The 19,596-nt window shown below is 67.9% G+C and carries 16 protein-coding genes and 1 pseudogene; 11 read left to right on the top strand and 6 right to left on the bottom strand.

The window, feature by feature from the left end; translation table 11 throughout:
- Nucleotides 1-94: 94 nt before the first annotated feature.
- Genes IE302_RS05315 through IE302_RS05330 form a run of 4 tightly spaced genes read left to right on the top strand, consistent with a single transcriptional unit; the run spans nucleotide 95 to nucleotide 7,011 of the window.
- Nucleotides 95-997: an RNA polymerase sigma-70 factor gene (locus IE302_RS05315; protein ID WP_191252271.1), complete on the top strand. Its 903-nt coding sequence runs from the start codon at nucleotides 95-97 to the stop codon at nucleotides 995-997.
- Nucleotides 998-1,028: 31 nt separating this feature from the next.
- Nucleotides 1,029-1,787, top strand: a complete 759-nt coding sequence (locus tag IE302_RS05320) for an SDR family oxidoreductase (protein ID WP_191252273.1) — start codon at nucleotides 1,029-1,031, stop codon at nucleotides 1,785-1,787.
- Between the two features lie 56 nt (nucleotides 1,788-1,843).
- Nucleotides 1,844-4,927 (top strand): GH92 family glycosyl hydrolase, encoded by a 3,084-nt coding sequence (locus IE302_RS05325; protein WP_191252275.1) that lies wholly within the window; start codon nucleotides 1,844-1,846, stop codon nucleotides 4,925-4,927.
- Complete coding sequence (locus IE302_RS05330; protein ID WP_191252278.1) at nucleotides 4,924-7,011, top strand: FUSC family protein; 2,088 nt, start codon at nucleotides 4,924-4,926, stop codon at nucleotides 7,009-7,011. The genes IE302_RS05325 and IE302_RS05330 overlap by 4 nt, the downstream gene beginning before the upstream one ends.
- Before the next feature lie 90 nt (nucleotides 7,012-7,101).
- Here IE302_RS05330 and IE302_RS05335 read toward each other — a convergent pair whose 3' ends face one another.
- Together IE302_RS05335 and IE302_RS05340 are read right to left on the bottom strand one after the other, a co-directional pair.
- Complete coding sequence (locus IE302_RS05335) at nucleotides 7,102-7,746, bottom strand: DUF4360 domain-containing protein (protein WP_191252280.1); 645 nt, start codon at nucleotides 7,744-7,746, stop codon at nucleotides 7,102-7,104.
- 282 nt (nucleotides 7,747-8,028) lie between these two features.
- The gene (locus IE302_RS05340) at nucleotides 8,029-8,670 is read right to left on the bottom strand and encodes a DUF4360 domain-containing protein (protein ID WP_191252282.1); all 642 of its coding nucleotides are present in this window, start codon (nucleotides 8,668-8,670) and stop codon (nucleotides 8,029-8,031) included.
- A 380-nt stretch (nucleotides 8,671-9,050) separates the two neighbouring features.
- Here IE302_RS05340 and IE302_RS05345 point away from each other — a divergent pair, with 380 nt between their 5' ends.
- Nucleotides 9,051-9,539, top strand: coding sequence for a MarR family winged helix-turn-helix transcriptional regulator (locus IE302_RS05345; RefSeq protein ID WP_191252284.1), 489 nt, complete (start codon nucleotides 9,051-9,053; stop codon nucleotides 9,537-9,539).
- A gap of 44 nt (nucleotides 9,540-9,583) precedes the next feature.
- Nucleotides 9,584-10,573 carry a malate dehydrogenase gene (locus IE302_RS05350; RefSeq protein ID WP_191252286.1) on the top strand — a complete coding sequence of 330 codons (990 nt, stop codon included), beginning with the start codon at nucleotides 9,584-9,586 and terminating at the stop codon, nucleotides 10,571-10,573.
- Nucleotides 10,574-10,830: 257 nt separating this feature from the next.
- Here the strand turns inward: IE302_RS05350 and IE302_RS43155 are convergent.
- A pseudogene (locus IE302_RS43155) lies at nucleotides 10,831-11,055 on the bottom strand (MerR family DNA-binding transcriptional regulator); the annotation flags it as partial.
- On the opposite strand from IE302_RS43155, the gene IE302_RS05360 reads away from it, so the two are divergent.
- Nucleotides 11,021-11,857 (top strand): NAD(P)-dependent oxidoreductase, encoded by an 837-nt coding sequence (locus tag IE302_RS05360; RefSeq protein ID WP_191252288.1) that lies wholly within the window; start codon nucleotides 11,021-11,023, stop codon nucleotides 11,855-11,857. The pseudogene IE302_RS43155 and the gene IE302_RS05360 sit on opposite strands and share 35 nt — an antisense overlap.
- Nucleotides 11,858-12,034: 177 nt before the next feature.
- Complete coding sequence (locus IE302_RS05365) at nucleotides 12,035-12,868, top strand: helix-turn-helix domain-containing protein (protein ID WP_229907605.1); 834 nt, start codon at nucleotides 12,035-12,037, stop codon at nucleotides 12,866-12,868.
- Here the strand turns inward: IE302_RS05365 and IE302_RS05370 are convergent, their stop codons facing one another.
- Nucleotides 12,869-13,966 carry a HesA/MoeB/ThiF family protein gene (locus IE302_RS05370; protein ID WP_191252292.1) on the bottom strand — a complete coding sequence of 366 codons (1,098 nt, stop codon included), beginning with the start codon at nucleotides 13,964-13,966 and terminating at the stop codon, nucleotides 12,869-12,871.
- 270 nt (nucleotides 13,967-14,236) lie between these two features.
- On the opposite strand from IE302_RS05370, the gene IE302_RS05375 reads away from it, so the two are divergent.
- From IE302_RS05375 to IE302_RS05385, 3 genes are all read left to right on the top strand, one after another.
- Entirely contained in the window at nucleotides 14,237-15,106 is an 870-nt protein-coding gene (locus tag IE302_RS05375) for a helix-turn-helix domain-containing protein (protein ID WP_191252294.1), read from the top strand.
- Complete coding sequence (locus IE302_RS05380; RefSeq protein ID WP_191252296.1) at nucleotides 15,096-15,320, top strand: DUF397 domain-containing protein; 225 nt, start codon at nucleotides 15,096-15,098, stop codon at nucleotides 15,318-15,320. The genes IE302_RS05375 and IE302_RS05380 overlap by 11 nt, the downstream gene beginning before the upstream one ends.
- A 233-nt stretch (nucleotides 15,321-15,553) precedes the next feature.
- Nucleotides 15,554-18,001: a DUF6493 family protein gene (locus IE302_RS05385; RefSeq protein ID WP_191252298.1), complete on the top strand. Its 2,448-nt coding sequence runs from the start codon at nucleotides 15,554-15,556 to the stop codon at nucleotides 17,999-18,001.
- On the opposite strand, the gene IE302_RS05390 is transcribed toward IE302_RS05385, so the two are convergent.
- Both IE302_RS05390 and IE302_RS05395 read right to left on the bottom strand, forming a co-directional pair.
- Complete coding sequence (locus IE302_RS05390) at nucleotides 17,984-19,117, bottom strand: SWIM zinc finger family protein (protein ID WP_191252300.1); 1,134 nt, start codon at nucleotides 19,115-19,117, stop codon at nucleotides 17,984-17,986. The genes IE302_RS05385 and IE302_RS05390 overlap by 18 nt on opposite strands.
- Before the next feature lie 231 nt (nucleotides 19,118-19,348).
- A complete protein-coding gene (locus tag IE302_RS05395) occupies nucleotides 19,349-19,549 on the bottom strand; it encodes a hypothetical protein (protein WP_191252302.1) in 201 nt (66 codons plus the stop codon).
- Between the last annotated feature and the right edge of the window lie 47 nt (nucleotides 19,550-19,596).

Genomic DNA, 19,596 nt, shown 5'->3' on the forward strand with positions numbered 1-19,596 from the left:
GACGTCAGCGCCGATCAGGTACGGCCATCCCGGTGAGCGGTACCCCCCGGCCGAGAACCGTCCACAGTGGAATGAGCGGGATTCGTAGGGGAAAATGGACGGCGCCACGGAATTCGAGCGGCTGCGGCCTGTCATGTTCGGGCTCGCGTACCGCCTCCTCGGTTCGGCGGCGGAGGCGGAAGACGCCGTGCAGGACGCCTACCTGAAGTGGGCGGGCGCCGAACGCGAGTCGATCGGGTCGCCGCGGGCATGGCTGGCGAAGGTGGTCACCAATCTGTGCCTGAACCGGCTGACCTCGGCCAGGGTCCAACGTGAACGGTATGTCGGGCCATGGCTGCCCGAACCGGTCCTGACCTCGGACGACGTACTCGGTCCGCTGGAGACGGCCGAGCAGCGGGAGTCGGTGTCGCTGGCGATGCTGGTGCTTCTGGAGCAGCTCGGCCCGGTCGAGCGTGCGGTGTTCGTGCTGAAGGAGGCGTTCGCCTACAGCCATCGGGAGATCGGCGCGATCCTCGACATCTCCGAGGTCAACTCGCGTCAGCTGCACAGCCGTGCGCGACGGGCGCTGGACCGGTCGGACGAGCGACGGGTTTCGAACCCGTCGCTCATCGAAGTCGAGAAGCTGGTCGAGAGCTTCCTGTCGGCGGCGCGGAACGGTGACCTGCCCGCCTTGGAGAGTCTGCTGACCGCCGAGGTCACGGCGTGGTCGGACGGCGGCGGCAAGGTCACCGCGGCCCGGCGTCCGGTGCACGGCGCGGCGCGGGTCGCCCGTCTGTACGCCGGGATGTTCGCCTCCGTCGCGCCGGTGTCGATCACGATCGGCGAGGTCAACGGGGGTCCCGCGGTGATCGCGACGGCCGGTGACGCCTTGTTCGGCATTCTCGGGTTCGAGGTGGTGGACGGCCGCATCGCCGGGCTGCGCGCGGTCGCGAATCCGGACAAACTCGCGTACCTCTCGCGGCAGCTGTCACGTTCCGGGTGGCCCTCCGGTTCTTGAGGGTGGAAGCTCTCGTGAACGGAGGACCTGGGTGATGAAACCGATTCTGGTGACCGGCGGTACCGGCGACCTCGGCCGCGAGGTGGTGCGGCGGCTGGCGGCCGAAGATCGGCCGGTCCGGGTCATGAGCAGGCGTCCGCATCCCTCGGACGTCGCCCACGAGTGGGCACAATGCGACCTGAAGACCGGCGACGGTCTCGCGGAGGCTGTCGACGGTGTCTCGGCGATCATCCACTGCGCGTCGACCCTGGGCCGCGGGGACGAGCGGGTGACGCGGAACCTGACCGAAGCGGCGCGGCACGCGGGCAGCCCGCATCTGGTGTACATCTCGATCGTCGGCATCGACGTGATCCGGTTCTTCTACTACGACGAGAAGCTGGCCTCGGAAAAGGTGATCGAGGAGTCCGGCCTGCCGTGGACGGTGCTGCGCGCGACGCAGTTCCACGAGCTGGTCGCGCGGGCGTCGGCGGCGCAGCGGCGGCTGCCGGTGACGTTCATGCCGTCCGGGTTCCGGTTCCAGCCGGTCAGCACCGGCGACGTCGCGGACCGGCTGGTCGCGCTGGCCTCCGGCGAGGCGTCGGGGCGGGTGCCGGACATGGGCGGCCCAGAGGTGCGCGACGCCCGTGACCTGGCGGAGGCGTATCAGCGGTCGGTGAGGCGGAAGAAGCCGATCGTGTCACTGTGGCTGCCGGGCAAGGCGTTCCGGGCGTTCCGCGCGGGCGGCAACCTGACGCCGGAGAACGCGACCGGTGTGGGCACCTTCGAGGAGTTCCTCGCCTCCCGCGTTTAGTCCTCTGGATGCGTCCACACCGAGCCGTGCTCACGGGTGCGAGTTACGGTGACCTGGTGACGATCACCGGATTCTTCTCCTCCTTCGAAACGGGTGATCCACAGCCGGTGGATCCGGCCTTGCGGGTCGGCACCGGACCGGGTTCGTCGCCGACCGCGAAGACGGGCGTCGGGTTCACCGGCGCGCACGCCCTCCGCTACGAGAACACGCTGCGCGCGACGGTGTTCGAAGTGGACATCGAGGTCACCGACCACACGGAACTGTCCTATGTGGTCTTTCCCGAAGCCGAGACCGACGCCGTGCCCACCTACCGCAGCACGTTCGTGGCGCTGGACGTCGAGTTCGCCGACGGGACGGCCGCCGGGTTCAGCGCCGCGGCCCAGGGCCTGGACAAGACGCTGTACGTGGACCAGTGGAATCTGGTGCGGCGCGGGCTGGGCGGGTTCGCCGGACGGCGGATCGCCCGGATCGTCCTGGTCAGCGAACCGCCGGACGGCGCGAGCGCGGGCTGGCTGGACGACGTCCGGATCGTCGACCGCACCGTCGAGGTCCGCGACCCTGTCGACCACGTCCGCACCACCCGCGGCACGCACTCCAGCGACAAGTTCTCGCGGGGCAACAACTTCCCCGCGACCGCTGTCCCGCACGGCTTCAACTTCTGGACCCCGGTCACCGACGCGGGCGTGACGAACTGGCTCTACAGCTACCACCGGCACAACGACGCCGAGAACCGCCCGGCGCTGCAGGCGTTCGCGCTGTCGCATCAGCCGAGTCCGTGGATGGGCGACCGGCACACCTTCCAGGTGATGCCGGGGATCGGCCCGGTCGAAGCCGCCCGTGACCGGCGCGCGCTCGCGTTCTCCCATGACGACGAGATCGACCGGCCGCATCACTACGGTGTCCGGTTCGCCAACGGCATCACCACCGACATCGCCCCGGCGGATCACGCGGCGCTGTTCCGCTTCACCTTCCCGGGTGATCGCGGCTGGCTGCTGTTCGACAACGCCCGCAACCGCGGTGGCCTCCGGCTGGATCCGGCGAACGGCGTGGTCAGCGGCCACACCTGGGTCCGCAGCAGGTTGTCGGCCGGGGCGCGGCGGATGTTCGTCCACGCCGAGTTCGACGTCCCGGCCGAACGCGGCGGGAAGATCCGCCGCCCGGCCTGGCGCACGGTGACCGGGTTCCTGGAGTTCGCGGCCGGTGAGGTGACGATGCGGATCGCGACGTCGCTGATCAGCCTCGCGCAGGCGAAGCGGAACCTCGAACTGGAGATCCCCGCCGGCACGAGCTTCGAGCAGGTCCGCGGCCGGGCCCGCGCGCAGTGGGCGGAGGTGCTGGACCGGGTCGAGATCGAGGGAGCGACCGAGGACCAGCGCACGACGTTCTACTCCAATCTCTACCGCCTGTTCCTGTATCCGAACTCCGCGCACGAGGACACGCCGAAGGGCGTCCGTCACGCGAGTCCGGTGATCCGCCGCCTGTGGCCGAGCACGCGTACCAGGACCGGCGCGAAGATCGTGGACGGCGAGATGTACGTCAACAACGGCTTCTGGGACACCTACCGCACCACGTGGCCGGCGTACGCGCTGCTCACCCCCGGCCGGTGCGGGCGGATGATCGACGGGTTCGTCCGGCAGTACCGCGAAGGCGGCTGGATCTCGCGCTGGTCCTCCCCCGGGTACGCCAACCTCATGACCGGCACCAGTTCCGATGTGGCGTTCGCCGACGCGTACCTCAAAGGTGTGCGCGGCTTCGACGTCGAGGCGGCCTACGAGGCGGGGTTGAAGAACGCGACGGTGACTCCGCGCGGGCAGAGCGTCGGCCGGAAGGGCCTGCACGAGTCGATCTTCCTCCGGTTCACGCCGACGTCGGTCCACGAAGGCCTGTCGTGGGCGCTGGAGGGCTGTGTCAACGACTTCGGCCTGGCCAACCTCGCCGGGGCACTCGGCCACCACGACGACGCCGCGTACTTCCGGCAGCGCTCACAGCAGTACGCGAACCACTTCGACCACCTGATCGGGTTCTTCCAGGGCCGCAACCGTGACGGCAGCCGCCATTTCGCCGCCGAGGGCTACGACCCCGAAGCGTGGGGCGGCGACTTCACCGAGACGAACTCCTGGAACACCGCCTTCTCCGTCCCGCACGACGGCGCCGGGCTGGCCGCGCTGCACGGCGGCATCGAGGCGCTGGAGTCCAAACTGGACACGTTCTTCGCGACGCCGGAGACCGGGCGCAAACCGGGTTCCTACGGCGGGCTGATCCACGAGATGACCGAGGCCCGCGACGTCCGGATGGGACAGTACGGGCATTCCAACCAGCCGTCGCACCATATTCCGTGGATCTACAACTACGCCGGCGCGCCTTCGAAGACGCAGCGGATCGTGCGAGAGATCCTGCGTCGGCTCTACGTGGGCAGCGACCTGGGCCAGGGCTATCCGGGTGACGAGGACAACGGCGAGATGTCCGCCTGGTACGTCTTCGGCGCGCTCGGGTTCTACCCGCTGGCGATGGGCAGCCCCGAGTACGCGATCGGCTCGCCGCTGTTCACGAAAGCGACCGTCCACCTGGAGAACGGGAAGGACCTGGTCATCGAGGCGCCCGGCAACACGGAGGCCACCGTGTACGTCCAAGGGCTGACGATCGACGGACGGCCGCACGAGAGCAGCACGCTGGCGCATTCGGCGCTGGCCGACGGGGCGGTGCTGGAGTTCACGATGGGCGGGCAGCCCTCGGAGTGGGGCCGGTCCCCCGCCGAGCCCGCCGCTCCGAGCCCGCTCACGGACATCACGGCGGGCACCGGTCCCCTGTTCGACGACACCACCAAGACCGAAGTCACCTTCTCCGAACGCGAACCGGTCATCGATTTCCCCGTCGAGGACACTTCCCGCGAGGTCGTGATGTACACGCTGACCTCGGGAAGCCGCCGGGGTGATCCGCGTTCGTGGGTGCTGGAGGGATCCGACGACGGCGAGCGCTGGACGCTGCTGGACCAGCGTGAGGGCGAGACGTTCCGATGGCGCCGTCAGACGCGGCCGTTCGCCCTCGCCGAGCCGGCGCGGCACGCCCGATACCGTCTTCGCGTCACCTCGTCCACCGCCCGGCGGGTCACCCTCGCCCAAGGAGAGCTGCTCGCCCGATGATCTCCCGTATCACCCAGGCCGCGACCGATCGGCTGGTCGCCTCCGATCCCGGCCTGGTCCGGCTCCGGCTCGCTTTCTCGGCCGTGCTCAGCATCGTGGTCGCGGTGCTGGCGATCCTGCCGTTCCATCAGCCGCTCACGGTCACGCTCGTCGCCGCGATCGCCGCGATGACGTCCGCCTTCACCGTCAACGACGAGACCCCGGGCAAGCAGGCGGTGACGCTGCTGCTGGGGCTGGTGCTCGGCGCGACGTCGCTCACCGCGGCCAGTGTGGGTTCGGCGGTACCGCCGCTGGACAGCGTCGTGTTCGTGCTGTTGATCTTCGTCGCGGTCTACGCCCAGCGGTTCGGTTCGCGCGGGATCGCGCTGGGTTCGCTGTCGTTCTTCCTGTTCTTCTTCGCGATGTTCCTGCAGACGCATCTCAAGCAGGTCCCGGTGCTGCTGCTGGCGCTGACGATCGGCATCGCGGCCAACGCGGTGGTCCGGTTCCTCCTGGTACGCAGGCACACCGACGCGGAGTTCCTCCGGATCCGGCGGGCGTTCCGGGCACGGCTCGCCGCGGTGGTGCGCGCGGCGGAAGACCACCTCGCGGTGGGTGGCAGCGAACGCACCCGCAAGCGGCTCCGCACGACGAACTCCCGGATGCACGAGTCGGTGCTGCTCATCGAGGACACCGCACCCGAGGTGACCGGCGCGGACTCGGCGAACCGGCTCCGCCGTCGCGCGATCGAGGTCGAGCTGGCGGTGCAATGGCTGACGATCACCGTGCAGCGCACCTGCGCCGAGGACCTCGACGAGGACGTCCGGGACGATCTGATCGCGCGGATGCGGCGGTTCCGGTCGCTGATCGAGCGCGATCCGCGGGAGCTGCCGCTGATCAGCGAGACCGAAGAGTTCAGCAAGATGCTGGTGGAAGGCAGCCGGATCGACGAGCACGCCGCGCCCGGCGACGGTGTCCGCCGCGCGCTCGCCGAACTCGCACTGGCCGACGTGCGGGCGCAGCGGGTCGCCGAGCACGACGTCTCCGATGCCGCCGACGACCCGGAGGATCCGGAAGAGGAGAAGTCCGCAGCGTTCGCCTACGACAACCAGACGCGCAGCGCCATCCAAGCCGTGGTCGGCGGCGGGCTCGCCGTGCTCGGCGGGGAGCTGGTGTCGAGCCAGCGGTGGTACTGGGCGGTGCTGACGGTGTTCGTGGTGTTCATCGGCTCGTCGACCGCGGGGGCGACGTTCGTCAAGGGCGTCCGGCGGCTCGGCGGGACGCTGATCGGGATCGTGGGCGGGCTGGTGCTGACGCTGCTCGTTTCGGGCAGTGTGCCGGCGACGCTGGCGCTGATCCTGGTCTGCGTGTTCGGCATGGTCTACATGGCGCGGGTGTCGCAGGTGATCATGGCGTTCTTCATCACCAGCATGCTCGGGTTGCTCTACAGCCTGCTGGGGACGTTCAGCATCGAGGTGCTGTGGATCCGGGTCGCGGAGACCGCGGTGGGCGCGGCGGCCGGGGTGCTGGCGGCGGTGGTGATCGTGCCGGTGCGCACGCGCGCGGTGATGCTGGACGACGTCTCGGCGTTGCTGGACGAACTGGACGAGTTCGTCGAGAAGACCGCGGGCCTCCTGTCAGGTGCGGAGAACGTGAGTGTCATCGAGAAGTCGCGTGACCTGGACCGGGCCGTGGACAAGGTCCGCACGACGATCGAGCCGCTCACCCATCCGGTGAATCTCAGCAGCCGCCGCGACTACGGCTGGCACGTGCTCACGACGGTGGAGACGATCGCCTTCCGCGCCCGGCATGTCGCGGCGCGGTCCCAGGCCGGGCTGCTGGTCACCGAGGCGGACCGGCTGCTGCTGTACACCGGGCGGATCCGGGCGAACATCGCGATGCTGGGGAAGGCGATCGGCGACCCCGGCGGTTCGGGGCACGGGACGCTGGTCCGGGACGACGGGACGCCGGTGGCGGACCGGATCGACGATCCGCGGGCGCGTTCGGTGCTCACCAGCCTCGGGCATCTCGACGAGACGGTGATCGCGCTGGGCCGGGCTTTCGGGGTGGAGGCCACGGACCCGGCGCCGTCCGGGACAGGGTGACGGTCTTCTCGTGGGTGGGTGCGGGTGGTCGTGAGTGGTAAGTGCCGTTCTAACGACACTTACCACTCACGAGCCGATACGCCTCAGGGATCAGTTCTTCGGTTTGGGACAGTTCTTCCAGGAGAAGTGGTAGGTCGTCTTGATGGAGCCGTCGGTCGAGTCCATGGTGACGAAACTGGTGGTCTTCTTCGGGTCGGAGCTGCCGACACCGGCCCGCAGTTCCGTGTTGATGTTGAAGTTCCGGTCTTCACCGCACGGTTTGTAGACGATGGCGCCGACTTCGATGTTGTCGGTGAACTGCCAGTTGTCCTCGAACGGGCCCTTGAGGTTGTGGCTCACGTAGGACGTCGGGGAATTGCCCTGGAAGTAGTAGTTGGCTCGTTCCAGGCCGGTGGCTCCCGCGGCCAGGGAGGCGAATCCGCGGTAGTCGGTGCCCGCGATGCCGTAGGTGAATCCCTGCGGTACGTGGACGTAGAGGTTGAGCTGGCAGTTCTTGCGCAGGTCGGTCGGTTTCGCGCCGACCCCGACTTGAGCGGTGTATTCGCTGTAGGTGACGGTGAACGCGGTGTTGTCCGGTGATACCGAAATAGCCGCGGTACCGGGTCTGCATCCGGTTCCGTTGATCGTGACGACGTCGATGACGATCTTGTCGGCCGGCAGGGGCGGCGGCACCCAGCCGGCCGGGGTGACGACCGAGGAGAACAGCGTCACGGCGGCAACCAGCACGTTGAGCATGAGATCCTTCCCAAAGCTTCCACGCGGCGGGAACTGGGTGGATTCGCTGTCAGCGAGACGATCTTCTCCCCGGCCGCCCGCCGATCGGACGAAAACGGATCCGGTCACCGGACTCAGGGGTGACCGCGGAAAACAGGGTCGTCGAGAAGACTCGCCGCCGCCGGGCAGGGCGACGACGAGCCGCGATTTCCTCGGTTCAAGGCGGCCAGCGCCCTGACCGGGTATGGCTGGGAGACGGCCTTCTTCCTGGCCGGGAAGCAGGCCGTCACCCTGGGGACGATGTCAGGAGCCCGGGCAGACCTTCCACGAGAAGTGATAGGTGGTCTTGAACGCGCCGTCGGTCGAATCCATCGTGATGAAACTGGTGGTCTTCTTCGGATCCGATGAACCGGCGGCGACCCGCAGTTCCGTGTTCACGTTGAGGCTCCGGTCCTCACCGCACGGCTTGTAGATGATGACGCCACCCTCGGCCTCGTCCCGGAATTGCCAGTTGTCCCAAATCGGGCCATTGATGGGATGACTCACCTGCGCGGTCGGCGAATTGCCCTGGAAGTAGTAATTCGCGCGCTGCGATGCCTTGGCACCCGACTCGAGCGCGGCGAAACCGCGGTAATCGGCGCTGGCGATACCGTAGGTGAATCCTTGCGGCACGTGGATGTTGAGATTCAGCTGGCAGTTCTTCCGGAAGTCGGTGGGCTTCGCGCCGACGCCGACCTGGGCGGTGTATTCGCTGTAGGTCACGGTGAAGGCACTGTTGTCCCTGGCGACGGCGACCGCGGACGAACCCGGCGGGCAACCGGAGCCGTTGACCGTGACCACGTCGATGACAACGCGGTCGGGAGGCGGTCCCGGCGGCGGCGACCAGCTATTCGGTGTTATTATCGACGAGAAAAGCGACACGGCGGCAACCACTGCATTGAGCATGGGGTCCTTCCCAAAACTTCCACACGGGGGGCGGGGAACTGGGCGGACTCATGCTAGCGAAACGATCCCGGCGATGCCGCCCGCCGATCGGACGAAACCGTCCCGGCAATCGGTTCATGAAATAATATTATGGTCTGTAACCGTTTTCCGGGCCCGGCGAAAACGCCGCCCGGCCCGGAAAACACCATTCGGTTCGCACGATATGGAAATTGTCTTCGCGATTCACGCGTTGACGGTTCCGGCGAGACAGGCAGGTTCAGGCGGCGACCATGCTCGCGGCCTCGCCGAGTACCGCCATCGCCTCGGGTCGCCACGAGCCGGCGGTGGTCCGCCGATCGGGCTCAGGTGGATGCCGGCGATGAGCCAGCGGTCGTCGTCGCGTGCAGAAACCGACCACCGCCCCCATCGGCGTCGTCCTCGCCAAGACCGCGAAGACGGTCGGGCGCGCCTTCGACCAGGCCCTGGCCGCCGACGGCGGCTCACAGCCCGTCTGGCAGATCCTGATCACACTGAAGACCCGGCGCGTGGCCAACCAGCGCGAGCTCGCGGCCGCCGTCGGTATCCAGGGCGCGACGCTGACCCATCACCTCAACGCGATGGAGAGCGGCGGGCTGATCACCCGGCGACGTGATCCGGACAACAGGCGGGTGCATGTCGTCGAACTCACCGACGAGGGTGAGGCGGTCTTCCACAAGCTGACGAAAGCGGCGATCGCGCACGACAAGCGGATCCGCGCCGGATTCAGCGACGAGGAGATCACCACGCTGGCCGGGCTGTTGTCGCGACTCGCCGCGAACGTGACCGGTGGCGGCATCGATCAAGAAAACAGTGACTGGACGCACCCGAACGGCGACTCGGGACAGGACTAGCATCGCGGTACAAAGTCGATGTCGCCTCAAGCTGGAGAACCGCAATGACCCAAGCCCCTGTCAACGTCACCGTCACCGGTGCGGCCGGCCAGATCGGCTACGCGCTGCTCTTCCGCATCGCGTCCGGTCAGCTGCTCGGCCCGGACACCCCGGTGAAGCTGCGGCTCCTGGAGATCCCGCAGGCGGTCAAGGCGGCTGAGGGCACCGCGATGGAGCTCGACGACGGCGCGTTCCCGCTGCTGTCGGGCATCGACATCTTCGACGACCCGAAGCAGGCTTTCGAGGGCTCGAACGTCGCCCTGCTGGTCGGCGCCCGTCCCCGCGCCAAGGGCATGGAGCGCGGCGACCTGCTCGAAGCCAACGGTGGCATCTTCAAGCCGCAGGGCGAGGCCATCAACGCCGGCGCCGCGAGCGACATCAAGGTCCTCGTGGTCGGCAACCCGGCCAACACCAACGCCCTCATCGCGCAGGCGCACGCGCCCGACGTGCCGGCCGACCGCTTCACCGCGATGACCCGCCTCGACCACAACCGCGCGCTCGCGCAGCTGTCGAAGAAGCTGGGCGTACCCGTGACCGAGCTGAAGAAGGTCGCGATCTGGGGCAACCACTCCGCGACCCAGTACCCGTCGATCGCGCACGCCGAGGTGTCCGGCAAGCCCGCGACCGAGGTCATCACCGACCAGCAGTGGCTGGCCGACGAGTTCATCCCGACCGTCGCCAAGCGCGGCGCGGCGATCATCGAGGCCCGCGGCCTGTCGTCTGCCGCGTCGGCCGCCTCGGCCGCGATCGACCACGTCTACACCTGGGTCAACGGCACCCCCGAGGGTGACTGGACCTCGGCGGCGGTCGTGTCCGACGGTTCCTACGGTGTCCCGGAAGGCCTGATCTCCTCGTTCCCGGTCACCGCCGCGAACGGCGAGTACAAGATCGTCCAGGGCCTGGAGATCGACGACTTCTCGCGTGCCCGCATCGACGCTTCGGTCAACGAGCTGGCCGAAGAGCGCGACGCGGTGAAGAAGCTCGGCCTCATCTGAGCCTGAACCACCTCACGAAGGCGGCCGTGTCCCCCGGGACACGGCCGCCTTTCGCTGCCGATGATCGTGTCGAGGTTCGTCCGGGTGGTCTCGAGTTCGCCGATCGCTTCGTCGATCCGGTCCCGCTGCTGTCGCAGCGCGTCGACGAGTTCCGGGCAATCCGGCGTCAGCCAGCCGTCCTCGTCGAGGATGCAGGGCAGGATCTCCAGGATCTGCGCGGTGTTCAGCCCGGCCCCGAGCAGGATCCTGATCCGCCGCACCGCCGCCACGTCGCTCTCGCCGTACACGCGATAGCCGCTCGGCCGCCGCTCCGGTGTCAGCAGGCCCTGCTCCTCGTAGTACCGCAGCGCGCGCTCGCTGACACCTGTCCGCCGCGCGAGTTCCCCGATCCGCATCCGCACCCCAGACTTGACTCTCACGTCAATGTCAAGGTTTAGCTTAGCCGCCATGACCACCGTGACCGTCCTCGGACTCGGCCCCATGGGGCACGCCCTCGCTGCCGCGTTCGCCGCCGCCGACCACCCCACCACCGTCTGGAATCGCACTCCTGGCAAGGAAAACGGCCTCGACGCCACCGTCGCCGCCACGGCGGCCGACGCGATCTCGGCCAGTCCGCTCGTAATCGTCTGCGTACGGGACTACGCCGCGGCCGAATCGATCCTCGATGCCGAGGCGCTCAAGGGCCGCACCCTGGTGAACCTCAGCGGCGGTTCACCGGAACAAGCCCGTGCGATGGCGGACTGGGCGGCCGGGCACGGTATCGACTACCTCGACGGCGTCGTCATGGCGACCACCGACGCGATCGGCGGCCCGGACGCGGCCCTGTTCTTCAGCGGGCCCGCCGGCGTCTACGAGGCGCATCGGTCCACGCTGGCCGCGCTCGGCGAGAACACGCATTACGTCGGGGAGTTCCCCGGACAGGCCGCCGCGTTCGACGCCTCCTTGCAGGACATGCTCTGGACGTCGATGAGCGGTGTGGTGCACATGTTCGCGCTCGCCAAGGCGGAGAACATCGCGGCCGCCGACATCGCCGGACACGCGAAGGCATTGCTCGGCTTCTTCCCGGACATGATCGACCTGCTCGCCGGGCAGGTCGGTGCGGACAGCTACCCCGGTGACCACGGCACCATCGACTCCGCCGCGGCGACCATGGACCACATCCTCGACGCGATCCGCGCGCGAGGCCTCGACAACGGAGTGCTGTCCGCTGCCCGTGCCGAGGCGCAGCGAGCCATCGACGCCGGGCACGGAGAGGATGGCTTCGGCAGACTCGCCGCACTCTGAGCGCCTATTCTTCATCTATGCGACACGATGGGGCTATTCGTGTACTATTCGCAGTGTAGTGCCGCGCGGGCGGTACCATGATCGCGATCTGACCCTGCAGGCCCGCCGGTCCTCGCCCCGTGAAAGGGGATCATGCCCTCCTCACCCGCCCCTGACTCCGACCGCGCAAGGCTCGCGATGAAGCTTCGCGAGATACGCGCGGCCACAGGGATGTCGGGCAACCAGTTCGCCAAGGAACTACGCTGGCCGCAGTCGCGGGTGTCCAAGATCGAGACCGCCGCGCAGTTCCCGACCGGTGACGACATCGTCGCCTGGCTGGCGGCGGCCGACGCCAGCGGCGAGCAGGACGCGGTCACCGAGCTGCTCCGGCGCGCCAGGGTGGAATCGGTTTCGTTCCGCCAGGAATTCCGGAAATCCGGCGGGGCCGGGGCCGTTCAGAGATCGGTCCACGACCTGGAGCGACAGGCGGCGAGGGTCGCCACCTTCCAGCCGGCCATGCTCCCCGGCTTGGTGCAGACACCGGCTTTCATGCGAAAGCTGCTCGCCCTGCCGTCCGGGCCCGTGCACATGGGCGACGCCTCCAGCGCCGACATCGAACAGATCGTGGCCGCTCGTGTCGAACGGCAGGCGCTGCTGTACGAACGGGGCCGGAATCTGCCACTCGTGATCGGCGAGGCCGCCCTGTGGATCCGCGTCGGAGACCTCGAAACCCAGCTCGGCCAGCTGGACCGGCTTCAGTCCCTCGCCGGGCTGCGCACGGTCGACCTCCGGATCCTGCCCTTCGACAAGGCGACACCGATCGCCCCGCTGCACGGGTTCCGGATCTTCGACACCGAATTCGTCGTGGTGGAGACCTTCACCGGTAGGCACCAGTTGCTGGATCCGGACGAGATCGGCTTGTACGAGCGGATGTTCCAACGGCTACAGGAAGAAGCGGTCGCCGGCGAGGAAGCGGCCCGGCTGATCCAGAGCGTCTCGCGACAGCTGGCCACCGGAGACCCGGACCGGTGATCACCCCGCCATCCGGCAGGCCCGGCATTCCGCGTGCGGCTCGTCGAGACTGGTGACGAAACTGTGGTCCATGGTGGCGAGACTGAACCCGTACTGACTGTTCAAACGGAGCGTCGGCGCGTCGGTGATCAACCGCATCGCCGCGTGTGCGACCAGGTTGCCGACCACGCCGGCCGTCACCGCGTTCGCCGCATTCACCGGAACCTCCACCGGCGTCCCCCAGGTCTCCAACGGCGGGCGCAGGGCCTCGCGGTCCTGCTCGGCGAGACGGGCGCATTCGTAGCACGGTCCCGCTCCCGGCCGGTAGATGCCGATGTTGACCTGCGGGCCGTGATAGCCGCCGTAGACCCAGGGCGTGCGTGTGGCGACGCACGCCTGGTTCGCCCGGGCCCTGATATCCGAAGGCTGGTCCGCGACCATCACCAGCACGTCGCAGTCGGCTGTCAGCCTTCTCAGGGAAGCCACGTCCTCGACCTTCGTCGGCTCCCCGGTGACTTCGATGTCGGAATTGGCCGCCCGCAGCCGTTCCACCGCGACCTCCACCTTCAGGCGGCCCAGATCCTTCTCGGTGTAGAGAATCTGACGGCTGAGGTTGGAAAGCTCGACCACGTCCGGATCGACGCAGTGCAGCCGCCCCACCCCGGACATGCACAGCCCCAGGGCCGCGGTGCACCCGACGCCGCCGACGCCGATCACCACCACCCGGGCCTCGGCCAGCCGCACCTGGAAATCCCAGCTCGAATTGCGGCGCTTCAGGTCGATCCAGCGGTACAGCGACCGGCCTCTCGAATGCCGTTCGCGCTGCCGCGCACTCAACGCGGTGCACTCCGGCTCGTCGGCATCCTCGACGTATCCGAGCTCGACCAGCCTTTCGATGGCATCCGCCGCCTCCTCGGCGGAATGAGACGGGAAGCGACGCGCCAGCTCGGCGGCCACCTGACCGGCCGAACGCGTCCCGTCGAGGCTGGCCAGCAGCGCCCACACCACACCGTCCGGGTCCTTCAGTTCGGCGGCGATGCCGAACACCTTCCCGCCGATCCGAATCCAACCGTCCCCGAACCGGACCGGTCGATGCTCGTCTTTTATGCGTGGACGCATCGAAACCTCCCCTGGGTCAGTTGTTGTCGTGGCAGTAGACGTGGTGTACCGCGTCCTCGCGCTCCACCATCACGATCTCGATCATGACCCTCCACCTCCCCCCGCTCGCCCCTCGCCAGCGCGCCCTGTAACCTCCACAATGTAGAGCTCTTGCTTGTAGACATCACAAATGTAGAGCTTCACAATGTGGGGGTCCATGGCATCATCGTGGGCCATGCGGGTGATGTCATGGTCGCACTCAGTAAGCGACCCTTAAGAGACGGTGACTTCGTGAGCACGGTGAATCCCACTGCCGTCAAGCGCTGGATCGCGCTCGAAATGAAGCGCCTCCGGGAAGCCGCCGGCTACGACCGGGCAACCGCCGCGGAGCGCATCGGCAAGGCGACCACGGTCATCGCGCACATCGAGACGATGCGGAATCTACCCGCGCCCGCCGACCTGGAAATCCTGCTCAACTTCTACGGCGTGCCGGACAGGGCACCGTTCTTCCTCGACATGACCCGGCGAGCGAAACGCGGCCGGGACTGGTGGTTCAAATTCAACCGTGCGGTGCCCGAGTGGTTCACGTTGTACCTGGGGCTGGAAACCGGCGCCGCGCGGATCAACACCGTCGATCTGAACGCGCTGCCCGGCCTGTTCCAGACCAGGGATTACGCGCGCGCCATCATGCTGGAAGGCCGGAAGTGGTCCTCCGAGGCCGAACTGGAGGCCATGGTCGACCTGCGCATGGCGCGCCAGGAAATACTGGATCGTCCCGAAGACGCTCCGCAGATTTGGTCGATCCTCGACGAGAGCGTCCTGCGGCGCCAGATCGGCGGCCCGGCGGTGATGCGCGAGCAATTGCAGCACCTGATCGACCTGTCCGAACGGCCCAAGATAGACATCCAGGTCCTGCCCTTCAGTGCAGGAGCCCACGGCGCCTCGGACGGCATGTTCGTCATCCTGACTTATCCACCCGAGTTCAGGGGAGACCCGGGAACGGTTTACGTCGAGAACCGGCGCGAGGGGCTGTATTACGAGAGCGCCGCCGCACTGCTAGATTTCCGCAACACGTTCGAACGTCTTCAGGTGCAAGCTGAGAATCCGCAACGTTCTCGGGACCTGATCCGTGATTTGGTAAAGGAACTTGATGTCCACTGATTCACCCCGCCCTACCCTCAACACTGCGTATGGCTGGTGGAAGAGCAGCTACAGCAACGGGGCGAGCGGTTGCGTTGAGTTCAATGCCTCCGTGCCCGGCTACGTCGGCGTACGGGATTCGAAGCTCGGCGACAAAAGCCCGGTACTCGTCTTCAAACCGCGCGAGATTCGAGCGTTCCTGACGACGCTCACGAACGGAACTGACGCGCCCTGATCCCGTACTGACCATTTTCCGGTACAGCGTCGCCCGGCCCATCCCGAGCTTCCCCGCCGCACCGACCACAGTGGACCTCGCTCTCTTGCCGGTCCGTGAAGGCCTCCTTGAGGGACCCAGGGTCCCTCAAGGAGGCCTTCACGGACCGCCGACCGCCCGCAGACGCCTCCGGTCAGGCACCTTAAGACACGCTCCGCGCCAACACGGATCGCCACTCACGACACAATGGACCCGTGCACCTCGACGCGCTCCTCACCGGCCATCCCTCGGAAGTCCTCACCCGGACCCTCGAACTCTCCCGAGCCGAGCGAAAAGCCCTCCTCCCCGAACTCATGGCCACCTTCAAGGACAGCAGCGAGTTCGTCGAGATCGAACCCAACACCTACGGCGCCCGAAACCCCCAAAAAGGCCAGCAGGCCGCGACCGCACTCTGGGCCGTCCTCCCGGCGAGCGAACCCCTGCTCCGCAGACTCTGGATCGCCTCGCCCACGATCCTCGAACGCGTCCTGCAAGACCGGTCACTCGCCGAACGCAAGACCATCGCCCTGCGCATGATCGGCCACCGAACCGCCTGGGAAGCGATCCGCCGCATGATCCTCGACGGCGACCTCGAACCCATCCGCACCCCGGAGTACCACGCGGGCTGGTTCCGCTGGGCCGGACGCTTCGGCGGAAAACCGCTGGCCGAACGGCTCCGCACCGAGCCCGAAGCACTCACCGAACTCTGGGAACTCCTCGAGGTCGAAGGCAACGGCGACGCCAGCTTCGCCGCCTTCGACAAGTACGTCCGCGACGAAGACAAGTGGTCCACCGCGCTGCTCGAACTCACCAAGACCGGCGATGTCGACCGCACCAGACTGCTCGAACTCACCCTCGACGTCCTCGCCCGCGACTTCGCCGCCTTCCGCGCCCAGTGGTACGCCGCCCTCCACGAAACGCTCGCACCCACACCCGACGAACGCGCGGCGGCCCAAACCCGCTACGCCCGGCTCTGCGGAAGCGGGCTCCCCCGCACCGTCTCCTTCGCCGTCAAAGCACTGTCCCTAGTGGACAAACAAGGCAACCTCGACGACGAAGTCGCCCTCCAGCACCTCCCCGCGGCCGCAGCCGGACGCGGCGCCGCCACCGCCAAACTCGCACTCAAACTCACCACCCGCATCGCCGACCGGCGCCCCGAACTCACCGACCTCGCCAACGAAGTCTTCGAAGCGGCACTCACCCACGAAGCCTCCGACGTGCGCGCCCTCGCCACCGCCCGGCTCGGCGTCACCCCGGAAGCACCGACGGCCGTCGACGTCACCGACTACCCGGAACCCGTGCGACCACCATGGGAACAGCGCACGACGCTGACCATCCCACTCGACATCCCGGACACCCCGGCCGCGATCGCGGAAGCCCTCTCCTCACTTCTCGCCGACCCCGACCAGGCCGACCTCTTCCTGGCCGTCCTCGACGGTGTCCACCGTGTCACCGAAGGCCTCCAGGACGCCCTCAAACCGCTCGTGAAACGCGCCACCAAGATCGCGGGTGAGAAGTACGCCGCGGCCGTCCCCAAACTGGTCGCCACCCTCGTCCTCGGCCTCAGCGGCCGCGACGTCGCCCACCCATCCCAGGTCGACGGCTGGCGCCGCCCGCTCCACCACCGGGTCACCGCTCTGCTGGAAGGCACCGCCTGCCCCGTCTCGGCAGCCACTCACCGAGGCGGCTGGCTCGACCCGGTCGTCTTCGTCACCCGCATGCTCGAACACCCTGAAGCACGCGAGGACGACGTCGCCGACGCACTACTCCGGCTCGCCCCGGACACCCGGCCCGAAGCCCTCTCACTCGCCTCGGAACTCAACGGCCCCCACGCCGACACCATCCGCTACGCCCTCGGCGGACCGGCCATCGAAGACACCGGCTGGGTCGCCCTCGCCGCCGCCCGCGCGCGGCACCCCGAATCCGCCGACCCGGCCGCCGCGCTACGCGGAGACCCCGGGCAGCCGTTCACCTGGACGGCGAAGGTCGGCGCCAACGAATACGGCCTGATCTCGCTGGACATCGGCGAAACCCCGGAGATCGTCTCACCGAAAGCCCCGTGGCTGGGGATACTTTTCGACGATCCGGATCCCCAGTGGCTCGGCTTCACCGATTGCCACGAAGCGGTCGCCTCGCCCTACGACCGCGACTACCTGGAAGCCGGCGTCGCCGGGAACCTGTTCTTCAACGACATCGAAGTCGGCTATCCCGTCGAGAAGGCCGCACTACCGCCCTTCCTGGACAGCCCTTCTGTCCCCGGATACCCCGGAACGATGCTCATCGCCACCACGCTCGTGCTCAAACGTCCCGCCGCGGCCCAACTGGGCACGGACGCCGCGCTGACCCTCCTGGACCGGCGGATGCTCGGTCCTCGCGCACTCGGCGAGGCGCTCGGAGTACTCGGCTCGAACCTCATTCCGACCCGGCTGGCACCCAGGCTCTCGGTCATCGCGAACGAACATCCGGTCGCCATCTTGTCCGCTTTGGACACCTTGCTGCCGAAGCTGGAACACGCACACCGCGGCGTCTTCGCACTGCTGGAACTCGCCGCGGATCTGGTGGACCGCGGAGCGGGCACGATCAGCACCGAAACGAAGGACTGGCTGACGGCCTTCAAAGGCAGCTCGAAAGCAGCGAAGGCGGCCTCACGCCTCAGCCACTGACATCCGGGCCGCCAGCACGTGCGAACACGGCCCCCGGGTCTCCTGATGCTTGGCCCACCATGCGCAGGTACAACCCGCCGGGGACAACCGCACTCGCTGCACCGACCCGGCGCGGACGATCTCGTAGCCACCGTCCGGCAACGATCGGACGGCTCCGGCCGCCATGAGCTCACGCGCCTTCGCCAGCCTGCCGTTCGCCGGAGCAGTTCCACTCGGCAGCTCTCGCGGGAACCAGGTGCCGTCGACGACGTCGTGGCCGGCGCGGCCCGCGACGAGTTCCGGCGTGTCGAGGCCCGCCGCCAAAGCGTTCAGCCAGCCGCCTTCGCCGGAGAAGCCACGGGACGGCTCCGGGGACAACGTCACGACGAGCCGCGCCCGCTCAAGCTGGAGCACCCAGCTCGCGACCTCGCTGTCCGGTCTCGTGTAGACGGTCAGCCCCTGGGCGAACCGGATGAGCGGCTCGACCACCCTCAGCCGGTGCAGCCCGGACGCTGGGATGGAGCCCGGGCCGGACCGTGAAGTCAACCGGAGCCCGCGCCCGGAAGGCACCGCCCATGACCTGCCGACAGCCGTGGGCAGTCGCCGGAGAAAGGCTCGCGTTTCGAGCTTGTCCAGCTTCGCTTTCTCGACAGCGCCCGCGGTGACGGCGGCGACCTCGGCGAAGCCCGCCACCCAACGGTCCGGCAGTGGTACCCGTGACTCGTCGTTCTGCCCGTCGAGAGTGCGAAGTCGGATTCCCTCACCACGAACGGTCAGGTGCAACGGATCCTGCGCCACGACCCCGGCCAAGACCGTTCGTGTGGCGTCGGACAGGTCGACGTTCGTGCATCCCTCGCCGAGGCTTCCCGCGTCGGGAAGATCAAGCCTGGCATAGACACCGCAGCACGGCGAGAAAGCTTCCGCTCGCAGCGTCGTCCGGTCCGCGGTGAACACCGGATCGGACTCGGCGATGAGCCGGTTCACCATCGACGGCGGCATCCAGAACCTCGTGCGGGCGACCTTCCCCAACACGAGCAGCGCCTGGGCGGCCTGTGCTCCAGGTTCGAGGAAACCTTCGAAAAGCACCGGCGTCCCGACGTTCTCTTCGACCGGTTCGAGCAAGATCTCGGTGATCACCGGGCAACCCTAGCCAGCGTCCCCGACACTCCTTGCAGGTTTTGTTCTTGAAATCTTGAATTTGATCTTGCTCAACGCCATACAGTATAGGGCGTTATACACTTTTATCGTCCGAAGCGAGCCGGTGATCGTCGACGGCAGGCCCCGGCCGACGATCCCGGGACCTGCCGTCACCCTCCCCCACCCGGAGGTTCGACGCGCTGGGCGCACTTCCCTCCCCTGGGGCTCGACCTACCGGGCCGATCCCCAAGTGGCGCCCGCGTCCGGGGCAGGGTCCTGATATTCCGCGACCAGGCCGGGGTGGGTGATCGTCACCTCTCCCCCGAAGGACGCGCGTTCCTCCTGGCCACAGGTTTTCCCGGCCGCGTAGCCGATCCCCAGACCCAGCGGCAGCAGTGCGAGTTCGGCGATTTGGATCCAGTTGGCGAACATCGGTCTCCCCGCTCTTCGGTCTGGCTCGTGGACCTCGATGTTATTCG

The sequence above is a fragment of the Amycolatopsis oliviviridis genome, assembly GCF_014654365.1.
In the GTDB taxonomy this organism is placed as follows: Bacteria; Actinomycetota; Actinomycetes; order Mycobacteriales; family Pseudonocardiaceae; genus Amycolatopsis; species Amycolatopsis oliviviridis.